Source organism: Mycobacterium sp. 1274761.0, from assembly GCF_001668615.1.
Taxonomy (GTDB): domain Bacteria; phylum Actinomycetota; class Actinomycetes; order Mycobacteriales; family Mycobacteriaceae; genus Mycobacterium.
In genome coordinates, this window is sequence record NZ_LZMC01000002.1 from 63208 (window position 1) to 87836 (window position 24629).

20 protein-coding genes and 1 tRNA gene are annotated in these 24629 nt (G+C 64.7%); 8 read left to right on the forward strand and 13 right to left on the reverse strand.

Annotation, left to right across the window (positions count from 1 at the left end; all coding sequences use genetic code 11):
- The first annotated feature begins 3 nt into the window (after window positions 1-3).
- Genes A5651_RS00510 through A5651_RS00520 form a run of 3 tightly spaced genes read left to right on the forward strand, consistent with a single transcriptional unit; the run spans window position 4 to window position 2130 of the window.
- A complete protein-coding gene (locus A5651_RS00510; RefSeq protein ID WP_066974500.1) occupies window positions 4-687 on the forward strand; it encodes a septum formation initiator family protein in 684 nt (227 codons plus the stop codon).
- Window positions 680-1171 carry a DUF501 domain-containing protein gene (locus tag A5651_RS00515; protein WP_066974502.1) on the forward strand — a complete coding sequence of 164 codons (492 nt, stop codon included), beginning with the start codon at window positions 680-682 and terminating at the stop codon, window positions 1169-1171. Before A5651_RS00510 ends, A5651_RS00515 begins: the two co-directional genes overlap by 8 nt.
- Window positions 1162-2130: a Ppx/GppA phosphatase family protein gene (locus tag A5651_RS00520; RefSeq protein ID WP_066974504.1), complete on the forward strand. Its 969-nt coding sequence runs from the start codon at window positions 1162-1164 to the stop codon at window positions 2128-2130. The genes A5651_RS00515 and A5651_RS00520 overlap by 10 nt, the downstream gene beginning before the upstream one ends.
- Here A5651_RS00520 and A5651_RS00525 read toward each other — a convergent pair.
- The 3 genes from A5651_RS00525 to A5651_RS00535 all read right to left on the reverse strand — a co-directional run bounded on the left by A5651_RS00525 (window position 2127) and on the right by A5651_RS00535 (window position 5289).
- Complete coding sequence (locus A5651_RS00525; protein ID WP_066974506.1) at window positions 2127-2582, reverse strand: DUF4383 domain-containing protein; 456 nt, start codon at window positions 2580-2582, stop codon at window positions 2127-2129. The two genes, A5651_RS00520 and A5651_RS00525, sit on opposite strands and share 4 nt — an antisense overlap.
- Window positions 2583-2668: 86 nt before the next feature.
- Entirely contained in the window at window positions 2669-3139 is a 471-nt protein-coding gene (locus tag A5651_RS00530) for a DUF4383 domain-containing protein (RefSeq protein ID WP_066974541.1), read from the reverse strand.
- Window positions 3140-3417: 278 nt separating this feature from the next.
- Window positions 3418-5289 (reverse strand): propionyl-CoA synthetase, encoded by a 1872-nt coding sequence (locus A5651_RS00535; RefSeq protein ID WP_066974543.1) that lies wholly within the window; start codon window positions 5287-5289, stop codon window positions 3418-3420.
- Window positions 5290-5368: 79 nt separating this feature from the next.
- On the opposite strand from A5651_RS00535, the gene A5651_RS00540 reads away from it, so the two are divergent.
- From A5651_RS00540 to A5651_RS00550, 3 genes are read left to right on the forward strand one after another with little or no spacing between them, the layout of a single operon-like run.
- Window positions 5369-6157: an SDR family oxidoreductase gene (locus tag A5651_RS00540; protein WP_066974545.1), complete on the forward strand. Its 789-nt coding sequence runs from the start codon at window positions 5369-5371 to the stop codon at window positions 6155-6157.
- Window positions 6154-7746, forward strand: coding sequence for an NAD(P)/FAD-dependent oxidoreductase (locus A5651_RS00545; RefSeq protein WP_066974508.1), 1593 nt, complete (start codon window positions 6154-6156; stop codon window positions 7744-7746). Before A5651_RS00540 ends, A5651_RS00545 begins: the two co-directional genes overlap by 4 nt.
- 36 nt (window positions 7747-7782) lie before the next feature.
- Window positions 7783-8646, forward strand: a complete 864-nt coding sequence (locus tag A5651_RS00550) for an alpha/beta fold hydrolase (protein ID WP_066974510.1) — start codon at window positions 7783-7785, stop codon at window positions 8644-8646.
- On the opposite strand, the gene A5651_RS00555 is transcribed toward A5651_RS00550, so the two are convergent.
- The 7 genes from A5651_RS00555 to A5651_RS00585 form a co-directional block, all read right to left on the reverse strand.
- Window positions 8637-9329, reverse strand: coding sequence for a response regulator (locus tag A5651_RS00555; RefSeq protein WP_066974512.1), 693 nt, complete (start codon window positions 9327-9329; stop codon window positions 8637-8639). The two genes, A5651_RS00550 and A5651_RS00555, sit on opposite strands and share 10 nt — an antisense overlap.
- Complete coding sequence (locus tag A5651_RS00560) at window positions 9326-11884, reverse strand: sensor histidine kinase KdpD (RefSeq protein WP_156662456.1); 2559 nt, start codon at window positions 11882-11884, stop codon at window positions 9326-9328. The genes A5651_RS00555 and A5651_RS00560 overlap by 4 nt, the downstream gene beginning before the upstream one ends.
- A complete protein-coding gene (locus tag A5651_RS00565) occupies window positions 11884-12759 on the reverse strand; it encodes a potassium-transporting ATPase subunit C (RefSeq protein WP_066974514.1) in 876 nt (291 codons plus the stop codon). The genes A5651_RS00560 and A5651_RS00565 overlap by 1 nt, the downstream gene beginning before the upstream one ends.
- A 1-nt stretch (window position 12760) precedes the next feature.
- Window positions 12761-14920, reverse strand: a complete 2160-nt coding sequence (gene kdpB, locus A5651_RS00570; RefSeq protein WP_066974515.1) for a potassium-transporting ATPase subunit KdpB — start codon at window positions 14918-14920, stop codon at window positions 12761-12763.
- Window positions 14920-16590 (reverse strand): potassium-transporting ATPase subunit KdpA, encoded by a 1671-nt coding sequence (kdpA, locus tag A5651_RS00575; RefSeq protein WP_066974548.1) that lies wholly within the window; start codon window positions 16588-16590, stop codon window positions 14920-14922. The genes kdpB and kdpA overlap by 1 nt, the downstream gene beginning before the upstream one ends.
- Before the next feature lie 8 nt (window positions 16591-16598).
- On the reverse strand, window positions 16599-16685 hold the full coding sequence (gene kdpF, locus A5651_RS26330) for a K(+)-transporting ATPase subunit F (protein WP_197496489.1): 87 nt from the start codon (window positions 16683-16685) through the stop codon (window positions 16599-16601).
- Window positions 16686-16904: 219 nt separating this feature from the next.
- Window positions 16905-17513 carry a hypothetical protein gene (locus tag A5651_RS00585; RefSeq protein ID WP_231988433.1) on the reverse strand — a complete coding sequence of 203 codons (609 nt, stop codon included), beginning with the start codon at window positions 17511-17513 and terminating at the stop codon, window positions 16905-16907.
- Window positions 17514-17686: 173 nt separating this feature from the next.
- On the opposite strand from A5651_RS00585, the gene A5651_RS00590 reads away from it, so the two are divergent.
- Window positions 17687-17760, forward strand: a tRNA-Leu gene (locus tag A5651_RS00590).
- A 211-nt stretch (window positions 17761-17971) separates the two neighbouring features.
- On the opposite strand, the gene A5651_RS00595 is transcribed toward A5651_RS00590, so the two are convergent.
- From A5651_RS00595 to A5651_RS00605, 3 genes are all read right to left on the reverse strand, one after another.
- On the reverse strand, window positions 17972-20518 hold the full coding sequence (locus A5651_RS00595) for an excinuclease ABC subunit UvrA (RefSeq protein ID WP_066974517.1): 2547 nt from the start codon (window positions 20516-20518) through the stop codon (window positions 17972-17974).
- Window positions 20519-21314: 796 nt separating this feature from the next.
- Window positions 21315-21896, reverse strand: a complete 582-nt coding sequence (locus A5651_RS00600) for a hypothetical protein (RefSeq protein WP_066974519.1) — start codon at window positions 21894-21896, stop codon at window positions 21315-21317.
- A 19-nt stretch (window positions 21897-21915) separates the two neighbouring features.
- Entirely contained in the window at window positions 21916-23064 is a 1149-nt protein-coding gene (locus tag A5651_RS00605) for a zinc-dependent alcohol dehydrogenase (protein WP_066974521.1), read from the reverse strand.
- Window positions 23065-23528: 464 nt separating this feature from the next.
- Between A5651_RS00605 and A5651_RS00610 the strand changes: the two genes are divergently transcribed.
- Window positions 23529-24467 (forward strand): hypothetical protein, encoded by a 939-nt coding sequence (locus A5651_RS00610; protein WP_231988435.1) that lies wholly within the window; start codon window positions 23529-23531, stop codon window positions 24465-24467.
- Window positions 24468-24629 lie beyond the last annotated feature (162 nt).

Here is a 24629-nt window from a genome sequence, read left to right on the forward strand (position 1 = left end):
CCTGTGCCCGAAGCGAAACGGCCCGACCCCAAGCGGCGGTCCCCGGCGTCCCGACCGGCCAAGTCCGGCAAGTCGGGCAAAACCGGTGATTCCGCGAAGGGCCGTCCGCGTCCGGGTTCTCCGGTTCGGCGCGAAGCGCGAAAGGCCGAGTCGAAATCCGCGAAGGCCCAGCCTCAGGCCGACGAGCAGACGGCCGACTCGATTCGCAAGTCGATCGCCGAAGCGGCCGAACAGCAGTCCGAGCAGCGGCTCGGGTCGACTGCACGGCGTGCGGCCATCCTCGCCGCGGTGGTGTGCGTGCTCACGCTGACGATCGCGGGTCCGGTGCGGACGTATTTCGCCCAACGCACCGAGATGCGCCAGTTGGCTGCCAGCGAAGAGAAGCTGCGCGTCGAAATCGCCGATCTCGAAGCGCAGAAGGCCAAACTCGCTGACCCCGTTTACATCGCGGCCGAAGCCCGGGAGCGGCTGGGGTTCGTCAAACCCGGGGATACGCCGTATCAGGTGCAGCTGCCTCCCGGTGCGGTGCCGCCGCCCGAACCGGGTTCCGCGGCCGAGGTCGCCAAGCGCGCCGGCCAGCCGTGGTACACGTCGCTGTGGCACACGATCGCCGACGATCCGCACAACGTTCCTGCGCCAGCCGCCCCTCCCGAGCCGCCGCCACCCCCATCGCCGCCCGGTGGTTGAGCGGTCGGATCTCGACGCCGTCGCGCGGCAGCTGGGCCGCGAGCCCCGCGGCGTCTTGGAGATCGCTTACCGGTGCCCGAACGGTGAACCCGGCGTCGTCAAGACAAGCCCGAGATTGCCTGACGGAACACCCTTTCCGACGTTGTACTACCTGACCCACCCCGCACTGACGGCGGCCGCGAGCCGACTCGAGTCGTCGGGCATGATGCGCGACATGACCCAGCGGCTCAGCGAGGATCCTGAACTCGCGGCGGCCTACCGCCGCGCGCACGAGTCCTATCTCGCCGAGCGGGACGCGATCGAATCGCTGGGCACCACCTTCTCCGGCGGCGGTATGCCCGACCGGGTGAAGTGCCTCCACGTCTTGATTGCGCACTCGCTGGCAAAAGGGCCGGGCGTCAATCCTTTCGGAGACGAGGCGCTGGCCGTGCTGGCCGACGAGCCAGGCATGGCGGTCATCCTGGAACGCGAGGTGTGGTTGTGAGGGTCGGCGCAATCGATTGCGGCACAAACTCGATCAGGCTTCTGATCGCCGACGCGATCGACAGTTCGATTGCCGGCTCAGCCGGCGGTGGGCGGTTGCTCGATGTCCATCGCGAGATGCGTATCGTCCGGCTCGGTCAAGGCGTCGACGCCACGGGCCGATTCGCAGCCGAGGCGATCGAGCGCACCAGGGGCGCGCTGACCGCCTATGCCGAACTGCTTCAGCGCCACGGTGTCTCGAATGTTCGCATGGTGGCAACGTCTGCGACGCGAGACGCCGCCAACCGTGACGACTTCTTCGCCATGACGTCGGAGGTGCTCGGTGCCGTGCGCCCCGGCGCCGTTGCCGAGGTGATCAGCGGTGACGAGGAAGCCAGGTTGTCGTTCCACGGCGCAGTGAATGAGTTGGATTCCTGGGCAGCGCCTTTCGTCGTCGTTGACCTCGGCGGCGGGTCCACCGAGGTCGTGCTGGGCGAGCGGGAGATGGAGGCGGGGTATTCCGCTGACATCGGCTGCGTCCGACTGACCGAGCGGTGCCTGCACTCCGATCCACCCACGCCGGTCGAGGTGGCCGCTGCCCGTGACGTGGTGCGCGAACGCCTTGGAGAGGCGCTGCGGGCAGTGCCCGTCGAACGGGCGCGCACGTGGGTGGGCGTCGCGGGAACCATGACAACCCTTGCTGCGCTTGCTCAACGGATGACGACCTATGACCCGGCGGCCATCCACCTGTCGCGCGTCGGGTTCGACGACCTATTGCCGGTCTGCGCCGACATCATCGCGATGAGCCACGATCAACGCGCCGCACTGGGGCCTATGCACGAAGGCCGCGTCGACGTAATCGGCGGCGGCGCAATCATTGTCGAAGAGCTGGCCGACGCGCTGGGCAGCCGGGCCGGTATCGACGAGCTGGTGGTCAGCGAGCACGACATCCTGGACGGCATCGCGCTGTCGATCGTCTAACTGCGTACTCTCGTGCGGCGTTTCGTCGGATCATGCTGACCCGCGAGCGTCAATCCCAACAACACCATCGCGACGCCGAGGCCGAAGTGCAGCCAGTTGTCGGCGTTGTTGACCGGCACGAAATTGGCCGGGGTGGTGCGGTCGATGAGCAATCCGTACATCCACAACCCCAGGTAAACGAGCCCGCCGACGAGCAAGAAGGCGCGCGCCATCGAATAGCTGCGCGCCATCGTCAACCCGACGACGCCGAACACCATGTGAACGATGTTGTGCAAACCCGAAACGGCGAAGACGCCGAACAATTCGGCTTCCGAGTGGTGGCCCAGCCACAGCAGCCGGTCGTAATGGGCGGTGACGCCGGGGATGAAACCCAGCACCCCGACGATCAGGAACGCCGCGCCTACCAGCAGCGCCGCCCCCTGCACGGCCATCAGTCTGGGAGGTTGCGCCATCGCTTCGCCTCCCTTCCGACCGGTTATTGACGGCCCGGCAGGCTAAAGCAGTACCCGCGGCCCGACCCTGCTAATCGAGGCCGCGCTCAGGCCCGGGTGGCGGGCCGACTGGCGCCTGAGTTGACGCGCGACAGCGCCACACCGAGCACGATCATGCCGATCGCCAGGGCCAGGTGCAGCCAGTTGTCAGCGGTGTTGACCGGGACGAAGTTGGCCGCGCTGTGGTGGTCGATCAGCAATCCGTACAGCCACAGCACCGCATAGATGATGCCGCCGCCGATGAGGAATCCGCGCGCCCCGGTGAAGGTGCGCGCCATCAGCACGCCTGCCACACCGAAGAGAAGGTGGACGATGTTGTGCAGGATGGACACGTTGAACACACCCAGCAGCAACGCTTCTGAGTGGTGACCGGCGAAAGTCATGGTGTCGTAGCCGGTGGTGATACCGGGGATGAATCCCAGTATGCCCACGAGTAGGAACACCGCTCCGACCGCCAGCGCAGCCTTCTGAACCGGCGTGGTGAACTTCGCTCGCGCCGCGGGTTGATTGACTGCCATCATCGCTCCCTTCCTCGGGGTTGGCCCCAAGGACTACCCGGAACGTACGAGGGCAAACGCCCATTCAGCGTCTGACGTTGCAGTTGGGCGGGTTGCCGCAGTGATGCCCGTTATCGCAGGCGTTGCAGTGACAGTTACAGCCGCCCTTGGTTTCAGAGATTCGCATGCTGCTCAACTCCTCAGTCGGAACATGTGCCGACTTCACAATACGCTTGACACTCGCGTTGACTCTGCGCTCAGCGCGCGGCTTACCCACACTTTGTGCGCTCACTGCAGAGTCAACGGGTCAGTATCGGCTTGAGCTTCTCGATCACCGACGGATCCTCGATCGTCGACGGCAGCGGCTCGTCCTTGCCGTGCGCGATCCCGCGCATCGTTTTGCGCAATATCTTGCCGGACCGCGTCTTCGGCAGTGCCGCGACGACGTCGACCTCCTTGAAGCACGCGACCGCGCCAATCTCGTCGCGGACGGCCTTTACGAGGTCGTCGGCCAGACCCTCGTCTGATGCGCCGGCCTTGAGCACGACGAATCCGCGCGGCACCTGACCCTTGATCTCGTCGGCGACGCCGATGACGGCGCACTCTGCCACTGCGGGGTGTCCGGCCAGCACCGCCTCGATCGAGCCGGTGGACAGCCGGTGTCCGGCCACGTTGATGACGTCGTCGATGCGGCCCATCACGAACAGATAGCCGTCCTCGTCGATGTAGCCGCCGTCGCCCGTCAGGTAGTAACCGGGATATTCGCTCAGATAGGAGGCCTCGTAGCGGGCGTCGTCACCCCACAGCGTCGGCAGCGTGCCCGGAGGCAGCGGCAGCCGGATGCAGATCGCCCCCTCTTCGCCGGCCTCGCATTCCGACCCGTCGACTCGCAGGACGCGGACTTCATACCCCGGCATCGGCACAGTCGGCGAGCCCGCCTTGATCGGCAGCGGCTCCACGCCCACGGGATTGGCGGCGATGGCCCAGCCGGTTTCGGTCTGCCACCAGTGGTCGATCACCGGGATGCCCAGCTTCTCCGAGGCCCAGGCATACGTGTCGGGGTCGAGCCGCTCGCCGGCCTGGAACAGGTACCGCATCTTCGACAGGTCATACCGGCCGATGTGCTCCCCGCCGGGATCCTCTTTGCGGATCGCCCGCAACGCCGTCGGCGCCGTGAAAAGCGCCTTCACACCGTGCTCGGAGGCGACGCGCCAGAACGCGCCGGGGTCGGGTGTGCCGATCGGTTTGCCTTCGTAGAGCACGGAAGTCGCGCCCAGCAGCAGCGGGCCGTAGACGATGTAGGAGTGGCCGACCACCCAGCCGACGTCGGAGGCCGCCCAATACACGTCGCCGGGACCGGTGTCATAGACGTGCCGCATGCTCCACAGCAGGGCGACGGCATGTCCGCCGTTGTCGCGCACGATCCCCTTCGGTCTGCCCGTGGTGCCCGACGTGTACAGCACGTAGAGCGGGTCGGTGGCTTTGACGGGCACCGGTGCGACGGGCTCGGCGTCGGCCATGAGGTCGGTCCAGTCGACGTCGCGCCCCGCTTTCAGCTCGCAGCGATGCTGCTCGCGTTGCACGACGATGCATACCGGCGGGGCGTGCTCGGCCACGTCGAGGGCGGCGTCGATCATCGGCTTGTATTTAACGGTGCGGGTCGGCTCGACTCCGCAGGACGCGGTGACGATTGCGGCGGGCTTGGCGTCGTCGATGCGGGTTGCCAGCTCGTGTGCTGCGAAACCGCCGAACACCACCGAGTGCACGGCGCCCAGCCGCGCGCATGCCAGCATCGCGATCGCAGCCTCGGGGATCATCGGCATGTAAATCACCACGCGGTCACCCTTGCCGACACCCAAGCTGTGCATCGCGCCCGCGAATCTGGCTGTCTGGTCGAGCAATTCGCGATATGTATAGGCGCGTCTGGTGCCGGTCACCGGTGAGTCGTAGATCAGCGCGGGCTGGTCGCAGCGTCCGGCGTCGACGTGACGGTCCAGCGCATTGGCGGCTGTGTTGAGCTCCCCGTCGGGGAACCACCGGTAGAACGGCGGGTTCGAGTCGTCGAGGATCTGCGTCGGCTCACGCGTCCACGTGACGGCCTTCGCCGCATCGGCCCAGAACGTCGTCGGGTCCTCGATGCTGGCTTGGAACAGCTCTGTGTATCCGGCCATATCGGCACGGTAGCCGCGTTGCCGCCCCCGCAGGGGCACATCGCCGTTTGACATCGGTGGTCCCGGGTAGCCCGTGGCCATGACGAGCACTGTGGGTCTCGCGCTGGTGACGGGTGCATCGAGTGGTATTGGGTTCGAGCTGGCGAAGCTGTTCGCCGAGGACGGCTACGACGTCGTGGTGGCCGCCGATGAGGACGCCATTCACGCCGCAGCCGACAAGCTCGCCGGCTCGGGTGCGACCGTCATCCCGGTGCAGGTCGACCTGCGCCGGCCCGAGGACGTCGAGCGGCTCTACCGGACGGCCACCGAGGGCGGACGGCACGTCGACGCCGCGGCCTTCAACGCGGGCATCGGCCGCTCCGGACCGTTCGTCGAAGGCGACCTCGACAGCGACTTCAACATCATCGATCTCAACGTGCGCTCCACGGTGCACCTGTCGAAACTGGTCCTGCGGGACATGGCGGCGCGGGGCTCCGGCAAGGTCCTCTACACCTCGTCGATCGTCTCCCAGATGCCCGGCTCGCACCAGTCGATGTACAACGCGTCCAAGTCGTTTGTGCAGTCGTTCGCAGAAGCCCTGCACGACGAAATGCGCACCACCGGAGTAACCGTCACCTCGCTGATGCCCGGGCCCACCGATACGAACTTCTTCGCAAGGGCCGGGATGACGGACACGCTGCTCGGGCGAATGCCGTCGAAGGATGACCCGGGCAAGGTGGCCAAGCAGGGGTACGACGCGATGATGCGCGATGAGCAGAAGGTCGTCGCGTCGTCGCCGTTGTCGAAGACGATGGGATTGGTCAACCGGGTGATGCCGGACTCCGCCAAAGCCGTTGTCAACCGCGTGATTTCACAGCGGCTGCGATGATCCGGCAGACCGCGGACGCGGTGGTGATCGGCGCCGGACACAACGGTCTGGTGGCCGCGGCGATGCTCGCCGATGCGGGGTGGGACGTGGTGGTACTGGAGGCCCAACCCGAACCCGGTGGAGCGGTGAAGAGCGCCGAGTTGTTTCCCGGCTTCATCAGCGATCTCTACAGCGCGTTTTATCCGCTGTCGGTGGTCTCGCCTGCGCTGAAGGCACTGAACCTGGAGGACCACGGTCTTCGATGGGCGCACGCGCCGGCGGTGGTCGGTCACGCACGATCAGCCGATGACGACGACGCCCCGGTGATCTACCGCGACGTCGACCGGACGATCGCCGAGTTGAACCGCCGCGACCCTGGCGACGGCGACCAGTGGGGCGAGCTGTTCGAGCAGTGGCTGCGCATCAAAGGAGCTCTGCTGTCAACGTTGTTCGCGCCGTTTCCGCCGTTGCGCGGACCGGTCGGGTTGTTGCGGAAGTTGGGCACCGCGGAGGCGCTGCGGCTCGCCCACCTGTTGCTGCTACCCGCGGGGGTGATGGCCGAGCACTTGTTCAGCGGCGATTCGGCGCGATTACTGTTGCTGGGCAACGCAATGCATGCCGACGTGCCCATCGAGGCGCCGGGCAGCGCAGTGATGGGCTACCTGCTGATCATGATGGCGCAGAACGGTGGGTTCCCCGTTCCGGTCGGGGGTGCGGGCAAGTTGGCCGAAGCCCTGGTGAACCGGGCGCGATCGGCGGGGGCACAGATCGAATGCCGGCGGCGGGTCGACGCCATCGAGGTGCACGGCGGACGCGCGGTGGCCGTGCACACCGCCGACGGCTCGACGGTCAGGGTGCGCAAGGCCGTGGTGGCCGACACGTCGGCGCCCAAACTGTTCCGGGACCTGCTGCCATCGCACGCGGTGCCCGCAGGCCTGCTGCGTTCGCTGGACCGATTCGTCTGGGACACACCAGTTCTGAAGGTCAACTATGCGCTCGACTCGCTTATCCCGTGGCAGTCGAAGAGCTTGAGCGAGGCGGGCACCGTGCACGTGGGTGCAGACCACGACGGGCTGATCCGCTGGATGGCCGACCTCAACACAAAGACGTTGCCGCGGCGGCCGTTCATGCTGTTCGGCCAGATGACCACGTCGGATCCGAGTCGCTCGCCTGTGGGGACCGAAAGCGCTTGGGCCTACACCCATCTGCCCCGTGGCGTGGCCGACGATGAATCGGCCGACCGGGTCGCCGAGGCGGTCGATGAGGTCTTGGAAGAGCATGCGCCGGGCTTTGGCGACCGGGTGATCGGCAAGACGATCCAGCGCCCGTCAGACCTGGAGGCCAGCGACGCGAACCTGCATACCGGGGCGGTCAACGGCGGCACCTCACAGCTGTTCCAGCAGTTGGTTTTTCGGCCCGCGGCAGGCATGGGCCGAGCCGAAACGCCCGTGCAGAACGTCTATCTCGGCAGCGCCGCTGCCCACCCCGGTGGGGGCGTGCACGGCGTGTGCGGACGCAACGCGGCCAAGGCGGCGCTAGCCGACGCCGGTGCGCTCGGGTGGCCGCGCCGTCGCCTTTCCAGCGCCCTGCTGTCCTGGATGACCCGTTAGCCATGGCCGGGTTGAACCGACGCCTATAGTTCAGTCATGACTGCCGAGCCACCCCCGATCGTCGGGGTCCGCCGGTCTTTCGTGGAGGCCCACGGCGTGCGCTTCCACGTGACCGAGGCGGGTCCGGCCGACGGTCGCCCCGTCCTTGCGTTGCACGGCTGGCCCCAGCACCACTGGGAATATCGCGACCTACTGGCCGACCCGCCGCCGGGGCTGAGGATCATCGCTCCCGATCTGCCGGGCTATGGCTGGTCTGGCCCGCCGCCGCACAAGTGGGCCAAGGCCGACGTCGCCAAAGACGTCCTGGCGCTGATGGACGCGCTGGGGCTCGACCGAGTGCTGCTGGTGGCCCACGACTGGGGCGCCTACGTCGGCTATCTCATGGTGCTGGAGGAGCCCGCCCGTTTCGGGGGCTTCCTTCCGATGAACATCAACCATCCGTGGGTGTCGCCGGGGGCCGCGCTGCCCCACCTGTGGCGGTTGTCCTATCAATTGCCGCTGGCAACATTCGGTGTTCCCTTCCAGCGGTACACGCCGTTGGTCAATTTCTTCCTGCGGGTGGGGTCCGAAATGAACCGCGAAGATGCCCAGGTCTTCGCAGAGCGCTTCCGCGATCCAGTGTGCGCCCGCGCAGGCCGGGATACGTATCGAACCTTCCTACTTCGCGAATTGCCCGCTGGTGCACGGCAACCCGAGAAACGCCGCGCAACGGTACCGATCAGAGTGCTCTACGGCGGGCGAGACACGGTGGTGCGTCCGTCGATGGTGGCGCCCGAGTCGGCAAAGGCCGACGACTATACGCTCGAAACCGTCGACGCGACGCACTTCGTCGTCGATGAGCGTCCAGATCTGGTGCGCAAGAAGCTGATCGAGCTCGCCGAGGAGACGGCTCACTCCTGAAAGCGGTAGCCCATGCCGGCCTCGGTCAGCAGATGCGCCGGATGCGACGGATCGTCTTCGAGCTTGCGGCGCAGCTGGGCGAGGTAGACGCGCAGATAGTGCGTCTCCTTGGCGTAGGCAGGTCCCCACACCTCCTTGAGAAGTTCTTCGCGGCCGACGAGCTTGCCGCGGTTGCGGACCAGCATCTCCAGCATGCCCCACTCGGTGGGGGTGAGGTGGACTTCGGCGCCGTTCTTGGTGACCTTCTTCGCCGCTAAATCGACTGTGAACGAGGATGTTTCGACTACTGGATGGTCGATCTCGGCCGCGGCGGCCCCCCGCCGGATCGCGGCGCGCAGGCGGGCGAGGAACTCATCCATACCGAAGGGTTTGGTGACGTAGTCGTCGGCTCCCTGGTCGAGCGCCTCTACCTTGTCGGCGGAGTCGGTACGGGCCGACAACACGATGATCGGCACCGTCAGCCAACCGCGCAGCCCGGCGATCACGTCGACGCCCGACATGTCGGGCAGGCCGAGGTCGAGGATCACGACATCGGGATGTTCGTCGGCGGCTGCGCGCAGTGCACCGCTTCCACTCGCCGCGGTGACCACCTCGTAGCCGCGCACCGACAGGTTTATCCGCAGCGCCCGCAGGATCTGCGGTTCATCGTCGACGACGAGCACCCTCGTCTTCTTGGGACTCATTCCTCCGAGTCCTGCGCGGGGGTAGCGAGTTCCACAACGACTGTCAGTCCGCCGCCGGGTGTGTCGGTGGTTTGTATCGAGCCGCCCATCGCTTCGACGAAACCCTTGGCGACTGAGAGTCCCAACCCGACGCCGCTGCTGTTGTCCTGGTCGCCGAGTCGTTGAAACGGTGCGAACACGCGATCTTCGGCGCCGCGCGGAACACCATGTCCTTCGTCGATCACCGCGATCAGAACCCGGTCACCGACGGCACCCGCGGTGACCCGCACCTGCCCGTCGGGCGCATAGCGCAATGCATTGTCGATCAGGTTCGCAAGCACCCGTTCGAGCAGCCCGGCATCGGCCATCACGACTCCGTCGCCGACTTCCACCTTCACCCGGTCCAGAGCGACACGACGAAAACCCGTGGAATGCCTGCTGATTCCCAGCAGGGCACGCTGCACCGTCTCCTCTAAATAGACACGACGGAGTTGAGGGCTGATTACGCCCGCGGCCAGCCGGGAAGAGTCGAGCAGGTTGCCGACCAACGCCGTCAGCTGGTCGATCGATTCCTCGACGGTCGCGAGTAATTCTGAGGTGTCTTCGGCGGAGAAGTCGACCTCGTCGCTGCGCAGGCTGGAGACCGCGGCCTTCGCGGCAGCTAACGGCGTGCGCAGGTCGTGACTGACCGCCGACAGCAGCGAGCGGCGTAGTTCGTCGGCGTGCGCGATCGCTTCGGCCTTGCTCGCCTCTTGTGACAGCTCTCTCTGTTTGACCAGTCCCGCTGCCTGCTTGGCGACGGCGGTCAAGACGCGGCGGTCGCGCGCCGCTAGCTGCTTACCCGCCAACAGCATCCAGAATTCGTCATCACCGACTTCGATCGCGGTGTCCGCCGCTTCCACCGCCGCACAAGGTTCTCTACCGACGCACGCTACGACGTCCTCGACGCCGTCCTTGACTCGCAGCACGCTGACCGCGCGCTGGGAATACGCTTCGCGAACCCGTTCCAGAAGCGTGTCGAGGTCGGCGCCCTGCAGAACGGAACCGGCGAACATCGCGAGCAATTCCGCTTCGCGCGACGCCTTCCTGGCTTCCCGGGCACGGTTGGCCGCCCCGTCGACGAGGGCGGCAACGGCGACCGCTATGGCCAGCAGCACGACCACGGTGATGGCGCTGTCGGGTTCGGCGATGGTGAAAGTGTGACGCGGCTCGACGAGGAAGTAATTGAGCAGAAGGCCGGACAGCACGGCCGACGCTGCGGCAGGCGTGACACCGCCGAGCAACGCGACCACCAGCACGCCGACGAAGAACAGCGCGCTTTCACCGCCGACTCCGAGGAACGGGTCGAGCAGCATGACGATGAGCGCGCAGATGGCCGATGGCACAACGACTGCGGCCAGCCACGAGGTCGTGTACCGCTGACGCCGGGATAGCGATGGGTACCTGCGGGTTCGTGTGGCCTCCCCGTGGGTGACCATGTGGACGTCGATCTTGCCCGATTGTTGGATGACCGCCGCGCCGACTCCTTCGTCGAAGATGCTCGCCCACCGTGACCGCCGGGAGGTGCCGATGACCAGTTGGGTGGCGTTCATCTCGCGTGCGAAGTCGAGTAGCGCGGCGGGCACGTCGTCGCCGACGACCGTGTGTACGGTCGCGCCCAGGCTGAAGGCCAACTCGCGGACCTTTCCCATCTGTGGCGCGGAGACACCCGACAAGCCGTCGCCGCGGACCACGTGCACGATCATCAACTCCGCGCTGGATTTGGACGCGATCCGGAAGGCGCGCCGTACCAGGGTTTCGGATTCAGGTCCGCCGGTCACCGCGACGACGACACGCTCACGGGTTTCCCAGGTATCGGTAATGTGTTTGTCAGCACGGTATTTGGCGAGTGCGGCGTCCACTTGGTCGGCAAGCCACAGCAGCGCCAGTTCGCGTAGCGCGGTGAGGTTGCCCTGGCGGAAGTAGTTGGAGAGCGCCGCGTCGATCCGCTCGGATGCGTAGACGTTGCCGTGAGACAACCTGCGCCGCAGCGCTTCCGGGGTGATATCGACCAGCTCGATTTGATCGGCGGCGCGGACGACCTCGTCTGGTACCTTCTCTTGTTGCTCGATGCCGGTGATCTGCGTGACGACGTCGTTGAGACTTTCCAGGTGTTGGACATTGACTGTCGAGATGACCGTGATTCCGGCGCCGAGGATTTCCTCGATGTCCTGCCATCGCTTTGGGTTCTTGCTGCCCGGCGCATTGGTGTGGGCGAGTTCGTCGACCAGTACGACTTGAGGATGTCGCATGATGACGGCCTCGACATCGAGTTCGCGAAAGCGTGTCCCCCGGTATTCGATGTAGCGGGGCGGGACGACTTCGATGCCGTCGAGCAGTGCGGCCGTCTTCTTTCTGCCGTGGCTTTCGACGACGCCGACGACGACGTCGGTGCCGCGCTCAAGCCGCCGGTGAGCTTCGCCGAGCATGGCATACGTCTTGCCGACGCCGGGGGCCGCGCCGAGGTAGATGCGCAGCTCCCCGCGTCTCGTGCCGTGCGGCGAGGTACTCACATGATCAATCATCCACCGGACCATCAGCTCTTTGCCGGATACTTCTGGTCTAGCTCGAGGTTCAGCTTCAGCACATTCACGGTCGGTTCGCCGAAGAAGCCGAGCCACCGTTGGTCGGTGTTGTCGACGACGGCCTCGCGAATGTCGGCCGGGGATACTCCGCGTGCCCTCGCGACGCGGTTGACCTGCAGGTCGGCATAGGCGATGGAGATGTGCGGATCGAGCCCGCTACCGCCTGCGGTGACGGCGTCGGCCGGAACGGCGGGCTGCGCAGGGGCGTTTCCGCGGATCGGCACGAGCTGGCCGATGCGGTAATCGTCACCGGAACGGGCGCACTCGACCCGGACGCCGCCGTAGACGTTAAGGAAAGGCACCGGGGTCGTCTCACACGGTTCGTTGACGCTGACGACCCGGAGCGGATGGACGACGACACCGTGGGCGTCGCGTGGCCCGATGACCGAAAGCACGGCACCTACTCCGCCGCCGGTGCAGAACGGGCGCGACCCGTCCACCCCCTCGAATCCGCCAACGGCGGCGCTGCGCGAGCACACCAGCGTGAGCAGGCTTGGCTTCTCGGGTGTGTCGACGATGCTCTCGGGACCGAGGTTGCTCGCGCCGGTGGACAACGGGTCATAGCCGTCGCCGGCTGCAGACGGCCTGCCTTGGAAATACTGCGGCAGCGGATTGCCGTCGCTGCCGGTGAAGGATTGGCCGATCAGGCTGCTGCCGACCGGTCTACCATCGGCGACGATGATCGAACCCTCTGCCTTGGCACGCAAGCCCGGCAACTGCGCGATCACCCAGATGAGCGCTGGATAGGCCACGCCGAGGATCGCAGTGAGCACCAGCAATGCGCGCAGCGCCGCCCAGTGCTGACGAATTGTGTTGGATGGCTTCATCTCACATTCCAGGGAAGAGTTGGACGACGAGGTCGATCAGCTTGATGCCCACGAACGGCGTGATGATGCCGCCGAGGCCATACAGGTAGAGGTTGCGGCTCAACAACTTTGAGGCACTGCTGGGCGTGTAGCGCACGCCTCGTAACGCGAGCGGGATGAGCACGACGATGATGATCGCGTTGAAGATGACGGCGGACAGGATCGCCGACTGCGGGCTGTGCAGCCGCATGATGTTCAACACATCGAGGCCGGGGAACAGCACGACGAACATGGCCGGGATGATCGCAAAGTACTTCGCGATGTCGTTGGCGATCGAAAATGTCGTCAGCGCGCCGCGTGTGATGAGCAACTGCTTGCCGATCTCCACGATTTCGATCAGCTTCGTCGGGTCGGAGTCGAGGTCGACCATGTTGCCGGCCTCCTTAGCCGCCGACGTGCCGGTGTTCATCGCCACGCCGACGTCGGCCTGGGCAAGGGCGGGCGCGTCATTGGTGCCGTCGCCGGTCATCGCCACCAGCTTGCCGTCGGCCTGCTCCTTCATGATCAGCGCCATCTTGTCCTCGGGAGTGGCCTCGGCGAGAAAGTCGTCGACGCCCGCCTCGGCGGCGATCGCCTTAGCGGTCAACGGGTTATCCCCAGTGATCATCACGGTGCGGATGCCCATTCTGCGCATCTCGTCGAATCGCTCTCGCATGCCGTGCTTGACGACGTCCTTGAGGTGGATGGCGCCCAGCACTTCGGCGGTCGTGGGATCGGTGTCGTCGGTGCAGACGTGTGCAACGACAAGCGGGGTACCGCCGGCAGCGGAAATTCCGTCGACGATCTCACCGAGTTCGGCCGGTATCGTGCCTCCCTCGGAGCGAATCCAATCGGCCACCGCAGCCGCCGCCCCCTTACGCAGCCGGCGCTCACCGATGTCCACACCCGACATTCGTGTGGTGGCGCTGAACTCGACCCAGCGCGCCCTGTCGAGCTCTCCGGGAGTGCGGGCCCGAAGGCCGTAGCGCTGTTTGGCGAACACGACGATCGACCGGCCCTCGGGCGTTTCATCTGCAAGGCTGGACAACTGAGCCGCATCGGCGAGTGATTCCGGTGAGACGCCGGTCAACGGCACGAACGCCGCCGCCTGTCGGTTTCCCAGCGTGATCGTTCCGGTCTTGTCGAGCAAGAGCGTGTTCACGTCGCCGGCGGCCTCTACCGCGCGGCCCGACATCGCGAGCACATTGCGCTGAACGAGGCGGTCCATGCCCGCGATGCCGATCGCGGACAGCAGCGCGCCGATCGTCGTCGGGATGAGGCACACCAGCAGCGACACCATGACGATGCCCGATACGCCACTGCCGTTGAGCGTGAACGTATCCGCAACACCGGGGCTGTTGGTCTTGGAGTAGATCGCGAGTGGCTGCAGGGTCGCGACGGCGAACAGGAAGATGATCGTCAACGATGCGAGCAGGATGTTCAGTGCAATCTCGTTGGGCGTCTTCTGTCGGTTGGCACCTTCGACGAGCGCGATCATCCGGTCGATGAAGCTGTCACCGGGCTTCTGGGTGATCTTGACAATGATCCGGTCGGACAACACGGTGGTGCCTCCGGTAACGGCTGAGCGGTCACCGCCCGACTCGCGAATGACCGGCGCAGACTCGCCGGTGATCGCCGACTCGTCAACGGAGGCAATGCCTTCCAGGACATCACCATCGCCGGGGATGGTCTGGCCGGCCTCGACGACAACGATGTCGCCCTGCCGCAGTAGCGCTGCGGCCACCTCGTGTTCGCGCCCCGCCACCCCGGGCGACCACCTGTCGAGACGACGAGCCATGGTGGCCGTCTTGGTCCTACGCAGCGTTTCGGCCTGTGCCTTACCGCGCCCTTCGGCGACGGCTTCGGCGAGGTTGGCGAAGATCACGGTCAGCCACAGCCATGCGACGGTCATCCAGGCAAACCACGACGGGTTGACGATAGCGAGCACGGTGCTCCATGCGGCGCCGATTTCGACGATGAACATGACGGGATTGCGCCAGAGCGTGTGTGGGTTCAGCTTGCGGAGCGCGTCGGGAATCGACCGAAACACGATGCGGGGATTGAGCAATCCGCCCTGAATGCGCTCGGGCGTGGCTGCTTTCGGCTGTGCCGCGGGCAGAGAATCGACGGCGGTGGCGGTCATCAGTGGATCCCTTCGGCGAGGGGGCCCAGCGCGAGCGTGGGCAGGAAAGTGAGGGCGACGAGGATGAGGGTGACCCCGGCCACCATGCCGACGAATTGCGGCCGATGGGTGGGTAGCGTTCCGACGGAGTGGGGCGTCTTGCCTTGCTTGGCGAGCGAGCCCGCAAGTGCCAGTAAGAAGATCATCGGCAGGAACCGGCCGAACAACACCGCCAGGCCCAGTGCCGTGTTGTACCAGTCGGTGTTGGCGCTGAGGCCGGCGAACGCCGAACCGTTGTTGTTGGCTGCCGAGGTGAACGCGTACAGCACTTCGGAGAGGCCGTGCGGTCCGGCGTTGAGCATGCTTTCGCGCTGACCCGGCATGGCGACGGCGACTGCTGTGCCGGTCAGCACGATCAGCGCTGTGATGAGGAAATAAGTTGCGGCAAGCTTGATCTCGCGCGGCGTGATTTTCTTGCCGAGGTATTCCGGTGTGCGGCCGACCATCAGACCGGCGACGAACACGGTGATGATGGCGAGGATGAGCATGCCGTAGAGGCCGGACCCGACACCGCCGGGAGCGACTTCGCCGAGCTGCATGTTGAACAGCGTGATCAGGCCGCCGAGGCTGGTGTAGGAGTCGTGAGCTGAGTCCACCGCGCCGGTCGACGTCAGCGTCGTCAGATCGGCGAAGACCGCCGAATCGGGCACGCCGAAACGCTGTTCGACACCTTCCATGGCAGAGCCGACCGCGGTGGCTACCGTGCCGCGGTGTTGGGCTTGGAAGGTCATGATCAGCGTGACGCTGGCGAGGGCGATCACCGACATCACCGAGACGATGGCGTAGCCCTGCTTCCTGCTGTCGATTATGCGGCCGAAGGTGCGGGGCAGCGAAAAGGCAATGCAGGTAAGCAGGAAGATCTCGACCCAGTTCGTCCAGGCGGTCGAATTCTCGAACGGATGGGCGGAATTGGCGTTGAAGAAGCCGCCGCCGTTGGTGCCCAGAAGCTTGATGCTCTCCTGGCTCGCGACCGGGCCGCCGGTGATTGTCTGCTGCCCGCCGTTGAGTGTGTCGATCACCTGGTCGTGGACATGAAAGTTCTGAACAGCACCGCCGGTGATCAGGATGAGGGCGCCAATTGCTGCCAGCGGCAGGAGGATTCGGATGCTGCCGCGGATGAGATCGACCCAAAAATTTCCGAGCTGGCCGGTGTTGCGACGGGCCAAACCACGGACGAAGGCTATGGCGACGGCCATCCCAACGGCGGCCGATACGAAGTTCTGGACGGCGAGACCAGCCATCTGAACGAGGTGTCCCTGCGTGGACTCACCTGAGTAGGCCTGCCAGTTGGTGTTGGTGACGAAGCTGACGGCGGTGTTCCAGGCGAGCGCCGGCGTCATCGGCGTGGCGGGATCGTCGAGGTGCAGCGGCAGGTGGCCTTGCACCAGTTGAACGCCGTACAGGAACAGCAGACTGACCGCGGAGAAGGCCAGCACGCTGCGCGCATACCCGCCCCATGTCTGTTCCGACTTGGGGTCGGCTCCGATCAAGCGGTAGAGGAGACGCTCGCCCCGCAGATCTCTGGCGGAGGTGTAGACGCGATACATGTAGTCGCCCAGCGGGATGTGCACGGCGGCGAGGCCGATGACCAGGGAGGCGAGGAAGAGGAGCCCCGCCGTCCCGGAAGACAGCGAAGTCACTAGAACCTCTCGGGGAAGAGCAGGGCGGCGAAGAGGAAGAGGGCCAGCAGCACGGCCAGCGCCAGGCCGACGAGGTTGTCGCTCATAATCCCTCGACCAACTTCTGTATCCAGCCGAGCAGGGCGAACACCGCCACCGTCAGCGCGATGTAGATGAGGACCGACACGTCACTCCGAACGCTTTACTGGCCGCCGGACTTCGGCGGCCTGAGCCATACAACATCCGGCTGACCGTGCCGCTGACGGTCTTAACGCTTTCTTGACGGCGAGGCGGTCGTCTTTAACGGTTTATTTCGCTGAAGCCGACTACCGGGGTCGTCCGAACCGCCGCTTGGTCTTTTTCGGCGCAGGCTGTTGTGCCTCCTGGAGCCACTCCTGCCACATCATCTCGGAGTTCTCCTGGACCGGGCTATTGGTAACCTGCCATCCCAGCGATTCGACTTTGTTTGTGGCCCAACGGATCAGCGAGCCATCGGCGCCGATCTCCTCGGCGAGAAGCACCCGTTGGTCAGTATCGAGCCGGTCACTGAACTCCTGCATGGTCTTCTTCAGGCGCCAGTAGGGGACCGCACCATTGAACTGTCGGCAGAGTTCTGTGAGCTCGCGCACCGCGCGATCGATCAACGTTGTCGGCTCGGGTTCTGCGGGGATTTCTTTGGCGTGGCCCTCAGAGGCGACCGGCGGCCCCTGGTCGCCACCCTCATCCTGCAGCTCGCAAAACTTGGCGCGCAGCTCCTCGAGCTCCTTGTTGGCCGCCTCGGCTTTCTGGCGCCACCATTCGAGGTGATAGAAGACCAGGCGTGCTTCACAGTCGGGGCAGAGCTCGTGGGCGGCCTCTGGCTGGGTCAGAGCTTGGGGATTCTCAAGCGCGATACCGCAGAGCGCATGGCCGTCACCTGCGTCGAGATAGTCCACGTGGTGCACCACCGAGGCGGAGTGCTCCCGGAGATAGCTGTGGGGCGGTTCCACTTCACTGAACTTAGGTGACGCGTCGCGCAGATATGGCGGATCGCAGGACGTAGTTTTTCGCGTCGCAACCGAAGGCCAGGCGACCTGGGCCGAGCGGGTAGCGTGCTCAGCGAGGACGGGCCCCCATAGCCCAATTGGCAGAGGCAGCGGACTTAAAATCCGCACAGTGTCGGTTCGAGTCCGACTGGGGGCACTGAAAGCAGCAGCTCAAGCGGCGGATTCCAGGCCTCGAATCTTCGGCGGCAGCACAGTCGCAGTCAGTCCGCATCCACGTTAGAGGCGGCATACCTTCGCTAAACGAAGGCTCCGTGGCAGAGGCCGAGGGCGGATTGATGTCTCAAGCAGGTGGACTCTCCGGCGTCAGGATCGGCCTCTACAACGGAGCTGATGGTGTGACAACATCTTCATCGATTTGCGGGCGTTGCCAACCGCTTCGCGAGATACGGCGCTGTGCGGCTGTGTTTGGCACGCGCCACCATCTCGGGTGGACCTGCTGCAACCACCCGACCTCCCTTACTGCCGGCGCCCGGTCCCAGGTCGATGACCCAGTCGGCGCCCGCGACCATGCGCATGTCATGTTCGGCCACGACTACGGTGTTGCCCGCATCGACCAGGCGATGCAATTGATTATCGAGCAGATCCACGTCGGCGGGGTGAAGCCCGGTGGTCGGCTCGTCGAGGACGTAAAGGGTGTGTCCGCGTCGGGGCCGCTGCAGCTCCGAGGCGAGTTTGATCCGCTGGGCCTCGCCACCCGACAGTTCGGTGGCGGGCTGTCCGAGGCGCAGATACCCCAATCCCACCTCTTGCAGCGTGGTGAGACTGCGCGAAGCGCTGGCCACGTCGGCGAGAAACGCCGAAGCTTCGTCGACCGTCATCGCGAGCACGTCGGCAACCGTCCTGCCGCGATAGTGCACCTCAAGCGTCTCTTCGGAGTACCGCGCGCCATGGCACGACGGGCATTTGGCGTATGTGCCCGGCAGGAACAACAATTCGACCGCCACGAATCCCTCCCCCTGACAGGTGGGACAGCGACCGTCGGCTACGTTGAAGGAGAATCTTCCTGCGGTCCAACCGCGGCGACGCGCCTTCGGGGTCGCGGCGAACTCCCGACGCACCGCGTCGAACAACCCGGTGTACGTCGCCAGCGTGGAGCGCGGCGTGCGCCCAATCGGGCGCTGGTCGACCGACACCAGCCGGTCAATCTCCTCGACCCCCTCGGCCGTCACACCCACGCTCGCGTCATGATCGAGGTCGATGATCCCGCTGTCGGCTTCGCCGTCGTCCGGTTCGGCCGGCTCGGCTGCGCGTGCCGTACCGAGGTGGCTGTTGACGACATCGCCGAGGACCTTGACGACAAGCGTCGATTTTCCTGAACCGGAGACTCCGGTGATCGCTGTGTACACGCCCAGTGGCAGGTCCACATCGAGGTCTTCCAAATTGTGGAAGCAGATTCCGCGCAGCCTCAGTCGCCCGGACTCTGTGCGAGCTGGACGAGGTGCTGGCTGCCCGCGGTGGAAAAGGTACTTGCGAGTGACCGACCCCTCGACGTCCGCGAGGCCTGCTACCGGGCCGCTGTAGAGCAGTTTCCCGCCGAGCTCGCCGGCCCCGGGTCCGACGTCGACTATCCAATCGGCGCGGTGGACCACGTCCATGTCGTGCTCGACCACGAACAAAGAATTGCCTGCCCGCCGCAGGCGGTCGAGTACGTCGAGTAGTGGTTCGGCGTCTGCGGGGTGCAGTCCGGCTGACGGCTCATCGAGCACGTAGAGAACACCGAACAAGCCGGCACGTAATTGTGTGGCCAGCCGCAAACGCTGCAGTTCGCCGGGTGAGACCGTCGGAGTCCGGCGATGGAGTGTGAGATAGCCGAGGCCGAGGTCGATGAGTATCTGCAGGCGCGCGACGAGGTCGGCGGCGATCATCGTCGCGACTTCAGTCAGCTCGCCGGATTCCGTTGACTCATAGGCGGCGCCGGCGTCGGACCGAGAAGCCGTCGGGCGTAGCGCGTCGGCAAGTTCGGCCAACGGCATCGCCGCGTACTCGGCAATCGTGCGCCCGGCGAATGTCACTTTGAGCGCCTCGGGTCTGAGTCCGGACCCGTCGCATAGCGGGCAATCGACGCTGTCGACGAACTGCAGTACGCGTCGTCGCATCATTGCGCTGTGCGAATTGGCCAAGGTATGGCGGACGTGACGCTCGGCACTGGAGAATGTGCCGTTGTAGTAGTAATCGGCTTGCACGGGGTGCTGGCCTGGGTCGATTTCGACTGTTGGCTGTTCATCGGTGAACAGGATCCAGTTGCGTTGCCGCTTAGGCAGTTTCCGCCATGGCTTGTCGATGTCGTAGCCGAGGGTGATTAGGATGTCGCGTAGATTTTGGCCCTGCCATGCGCCCGGCCATGCTGCGACAGCGCCTTCGCGGATGGTCAGAGACGGGTCTGGCACCAATGTCTCTTCGGTGACCCGGTGGATCCGCCCGAGACCGTGACACTCTGGGCAGGCTCCTACCGCGGTGTTCGGGGAGAAGGCGTCGGAGTCCAGTCGTTCCGTAGCTCCCACAGGGTAGGTCCCGGCGCGCGAGAACAGCATCCGCAGCAGGTTCGACAAGGTGGTGACTGTGCCGACCGTCGACCGCGACGTCGCCGAGCCTCGGCGCTGCTGCAATGCGACTGCAGGCGGGAGCCCGGTGATGTCGTCGACTTTGGGCGCGCCGGTTGGCAGGAGCAGGCGACGGGCGTACGGAGCGACCGACTCGAAATAGCGGCGTTGGGCCTCGGCGTAGATGGTGCCGAAGGCCAATGACGACTTGCCGGATCCGGAAATGCCGGTGAAGGCGACGAACGCGTTGCGCGGTGCTACAAGATCAAGACCTCGCAAATTGTGGACCCGCGTACCGTAGACACGCACATAGGGGTCGATGTCGTTCGTGGCTGGGTGAGAATTTCCTGTCATCGCGCTCAGACGAGTACCCATGCCGAGGGACGCGAAAAGCTCTTTGGCGAAGCAGCCGACTCCTGCGTGACCATCTTCTGCCGTCCGCAGCTCGACTTAGCACTGATTTAGCCTGCTGATTGAGCAGTTCTGATATTTCCCTCTTGGGGCGTTTCACTGAGCCGAACTAGTCTTGCGGTCTGGCTCGAAACGCTGGAATCGCTGCTACTGGCGTGCTCCATAATTCGCTGCCTCACGGCTTGGTCATCTTCAACGCTGACCCTAAAGCGCCGCCCAACGTTGCCGCCGCGCCCACCAGCCAAGCCAGCGGTGTAAATAGTCCGACGGGCCGACTCCGTGGCCGAGAACTGCTCGGGCAACTGTGGCGGAAGCGTCCACCATGCGGTCAGCACGAATAGTGCGAACGGCTTGTGGTTGACGATCAGCCATCAGAGGCCTATCCCACCATTTGGCAGCTTTCCGCCACGATGGGTCCATGGGGGCTCAGCACCGCGACGGTCTAGCGACAGCTGCGATGCCCTTGGCCACCCGGCACTTGAGCCCTTACTCGCGCAGGCAGGCGATCGCGACAGCTGCAATGCCGATATACGCCTATGTCGAAATCGACATGGCGCGAACGGATTTGGAGCCGTCTGGAATATGCGCCATCCGAAGGTCTCAAATCTTGGTCACGTTCTGGTTGCGCGTTTTGCCATCTAACCTCCGGATCAGTACATCCTGAATTGGTCTGTGTCACAAACCGACGGCGTACGGTGCCACTCGCCGGGGACCAGAACCAACTGTGGTTAGCGGCTTGTCATCTGCCGGCTCGCAGATTTCTGAGCAGGCGGATGATCACCGTGGTCACCAAAAGCCATGGGGCCCCCACGATCAGCGGGTCCAGCCACATGTGGTGTGTGTCAACTCTTTTCCTGCTGACCCTGGACTTCATGCCGTTGTGGGTCCATTCGCCCTTGATTCCGGTTTCGGTGATCGGGTTGTCCGGTCGCAGAGTTGCCATCGAACGAAGGTGGTGCTCGGCGGCATCAACACGGTCGGCGTACAGCAGGATGAGCCAGTGCGCCGCGCGGCCTTCACTGAATCTGTAGGCGAATCGGCGCATGACGCCGGAGATACCACGCAGGGGCTGAGCCGTCCCAAATGCCGGCGTCAGAAACTTGTGCTCGACCGACCGTTCCCGCGCCGCGTTCTCGGGTTGGCGCTCCGGAAATTCCCACCAGGCACCGGTGTCGAGGAACTTCAGCTTGGGCACTGAGGGCCGGTTCTCCTTGTTGAGGTCGGCGCCCCATCCGGGGATGCGCGCCTGCAGGCTGTCCTTGTCGGGGACTGGCGGGTGGTCGGATGTGTACGCCGGGACGCGTTCGCTCATTCGTGTCATGAAATTCTCCTGGTAATTGTCAGTTGGGGTTGACTGTGATGATCGGCTTGATGATGTCGTCCAGCTTCGACGAGAAGACGTGGTAGCCCTCGGCGATGTGCTCCAGCGGAATCCGATGGGTGACAATGTCACTGGGCTTCAGATAACCGTTCTCAATATGTTCGAACAAGCGGGGCCACTGCCGCTTCACCGGCGCCTGGTTGGCGTGGATGGTCAGACCCTTGTTCATCGCGTCGCCGAACTTGACGGCGCTGAACATAGGCCCGTAGGCACCTATCACCGAAATCGTGCCACCCTTGCGAACTGAGTCGATAGCCCAGTTCAGCGCAATAGGGGAGCCGCCCTGCAATTTCAACTTCGCCGTGGTCACGTGCTGGAAGAGATTCCCGTCGGCTTCGGCCCCTACCGCGTCGATGGCCACATCGGCACCGAGAAAGTCGGTGGCTTTCTTCATCTCCAAAACGATGTCGCCGTACTCGCCGAAGTTGTAGGTCTCGGCGTGAGCGAACTCGCGCGCCTTCGTGAGCCGGTAGTCGAGGTGGTCGATCACGATCACCCGTGCCGCCCCCATCAACCACGATGACTTGGCCGCGAACAGGCCAACCGGCCCGGCACCGAACACCACCACCGTGTCGCCTTCGACTATGTCGCCGAGTTGTGCGCCGAAATATCCCGTCGACAGGGCATCCGTGCACAGCAGTGCGTCCTCGTCCGCCATCCAATCGGGGATCACCGACGGGCCGACGTCGGCGAACGGAACGCGAACGAACTCCGCTTGGCCACCGTCATAGCCGCCGCAGGTGTGTGAGTAACCGTAGATCCCGCCGACCGCAGTGGCATTCGGATTGACGTTGTGGCAGTTGGAGTACAGACCCCTGGCGCAGAAGTAGCACGAACCGCAGTAGATGTTAAACGGCACCATCACCCGATCGCCGGCCTTGATGTTCTGTACGGAGGGGCCGACCTCGTCGACGACGCCGATGAACTCGTGTCCGAAAGTATGGCCAACCCGGGTGTCGGGCATCAGGCCGTGGTAGAGGTGCAGATCGGACCCGCAGATGGCGGCGAGTTGCACCCGCACGATCGCATCGTTGGGATGCTCGATCCGAGGCCGGTCTTTTTCCTCGACTCGCACTTTGTACGGTCCGCGATACGTCATTGCCTTCATGAAGACTCCTCTGTGCTCGTGATATTTGAGGGCTGAGCCCGGCTACCCGTGTCCCCGTCGGAAAAACAGCCGCAGCATCGGCAAGTCGCTTCACCCAGCAAACTGTCTCACAGGGCACCTGCATGACACTGGCTTCTGTGAACCACCTGATATCAGCATTATTGAAGATTTCGAGTGTCAGCGCCGTCGATTCTGGCAAACCCACATACAATTCACCTCGTCCTGTTGAGGCGAAAAGGTGGCAGAAATTTCGACACGACAGTGCACTCCCTCAGACCGGCGAGGCGGCTCGGCCGCGGCGTGCTGTTTGAAGTCGGGTTTGCAGGGTAGCCGTCGCTTCTGTGTTTACGTCACTTCTCCTTGCTGCGGATCCGGGTGCCCCTTCGGGGTTGGCTGAACAGTTGTCGGCGGAGTTGCCGAAACTCCTGGCCGGTCAAGCGTCTTCCCCGCAATGGACGGTTTCGGTGAAGACGGGCACTTACCTTCTGACTGATCACGCTTCGTTGGCCGATGTACTCGAAAGCGTCGATCCTGCGGGTCATGACGAGGATGTCGTCGTTTACATGACGGATCTGCCCCGCCACGACGGCACCCATCCCGTGGTCGCCGACATCAGTGTGCCGCACCGCTTCGGGGTGATTTCCATTCCCGGCGTTGGGGGATTGTTCGTCAGTCGCCGTGTGCGCGCGACGGTCGAGTCAATTGTCGACGAAGTCGCGAGGGAAGACGGTAATCGGACCCGCGTCCCCAGCGGGCTGATTCGAACTGAAGGAGACGATGCTGTGCGGTACGCCGCACCGCATAGGTTTGCGCGGCTGCGCTTACTCGCGGGGATGATCTATGCGAACCGGCCGTGGAAATTGGCGGCGGGTATGTCGCGCGTCATGATGGCGACCTTCGCCACTGGAGCCGTCAGCCTGGCCTACCCGACAATATGGCAGTTGTCGTCGACGATGGGACCGTGGCGGGTAGGTGTGACCACGGTTCTGGCCACCGCAGCGATGATCGGTTGGCTGATCGTGAATCACAAACTGTGGGAACGGCCGACTTCGCCAGTTGAACGGGAACGCGCAGCCCTGTACAACGCGTCGACTGTCGCGACACTGACCATTGGTGTTGTCGTTCTCCACGCGACAACCTTCGTTCTGTTGGTGCTGACGGCTTGGTGGACCCTGCCGCCACAGATGCTCGAGCAGTCGCTCGATCACCCCGTCGGACCCGCCGACTATCTGAGGCTGGCGTGGCTGGTGGCCGCGGTCGCGACGCTCGGAGGCGCGCTCGGATCGGGGCTGGAAGACGACAAAGCGGTCAAGGAGGCGGCTTATGGAGCACGCCAGCAAGAGAGATTCGACCGCTCTGAACGGGCGGGCACGGGACAGACTCGGAGGCCCAATTCATCCTGACGGGGCGAAAGTCCGGCGACGATTTGGTCACACCAGCGCACTCCCTCTCAGGCGACGGCTAGTCGGCCGAAATACGGGTAGCTTCTTCCCGCCAGAACGAAACACCTACCGGTATTCGCGCTTCTGTGTCGTCGCACGTCTGTCCGCGCGTCGACAGACTAG

Bases quoted from the DNA above. Each gene is read 5' to 3' on its own strand.
- A5651_RS00540 (WP_066974545.1), top strand. From the start codon at position 5,369: ATGACGAGCACTGTGGGTCTCGCGCTGGTGACGGGTGCATCGAGTGGT.
- A5651_RS00595 (WP_066974517.1), bottom strand. From the start codon at position 20,518: ATGACAGGAAATTCTCACCCAGCCACGAACGACATCGACCCCTATGTG.
- A5651_RS00565 (WP_066974514.1), bottom strand. From the start codon at position 12,759: ATGAAGCCATCCAACACAATTCGTCAGCACTGGGCGGCGCTGCGCGCA.
- A5651_RS00535 (WP_066974543.1), bottom strand. From the start codon at position 5,289: ATGGCCGGATACACAGAGCTGTTCCAAGCCAGCATCGAGGACCCGACG.
- A5651_RS00600 (WP_066974519.1), bottom strand. From the start codon at position 21,896: ATGACACGAATGAGCGAACGCGTCCCGGCGTACACATCCGACCACCCG.
- kdpB (WP_066974515.1), bottom strand. From the start codon at position 14,920: ATGACCGCCACCGCCGTCGATTCTCTGCCCGCGGCACAGCCGAAAGCA.
- A5651_RS00530 (WP_066974541.1), bottom strand. From the start codon at position 3,139: ATGGCAGTCAATCAACCCGCGGCGCGAGCGAAGTTCACCACGCCGGTT.
- kdpF (WP_197496489.1), bottom strand. From the start codon at position 16,685: ATGAGCGACAACCTCGTCGGCCTGGCGCTGGCCGTGCTGCTGGCCCTC.
- A5651_RS00555 (WP_066974512.1), bottom strand. From the start codon at position 9,329: ATGAGTCCCAAGAAGACGAGGGTGCTCGTCGTCGACGATGAACCGCAG.
- A5651_RS00545 (WP_066974508.1), top strand. From the start codon at position 6,154: ATGATCCGGCAGACCGCGGACGCGGTGGTGATCGGCGCCGGACACAAC.
- A5651_RS00525 (WP_066974506.1), bottom strand. From the start codon at position 2,582: ATGGCGCAACCTCCCAGACTGATGGCCGTGCAGGGGGCGGCGCTGCTG.
- A5651_RS00550 (WP_066974510.1), top strand. From the start codon at position 7,783: ATGACTGCCGAGCCACCCCCGATCGTCGGGGTCCGCCGGTCTTTCGTG.
- A5651_RS00605 (WP_066974521.1), bottom strand. From the start codon at position 23,064: ATGAAGGCAATGACGTATCGCGGACCGTACAAAGTGCGAGTCGAGGAA.
- A5651_RS00560 (WP_156662456.1), bottom strand. From the start codon at position 11,884: ATGGTCCGGTGGATGATTGATCATGTGAGTACCTCGCCGCACGGCACG.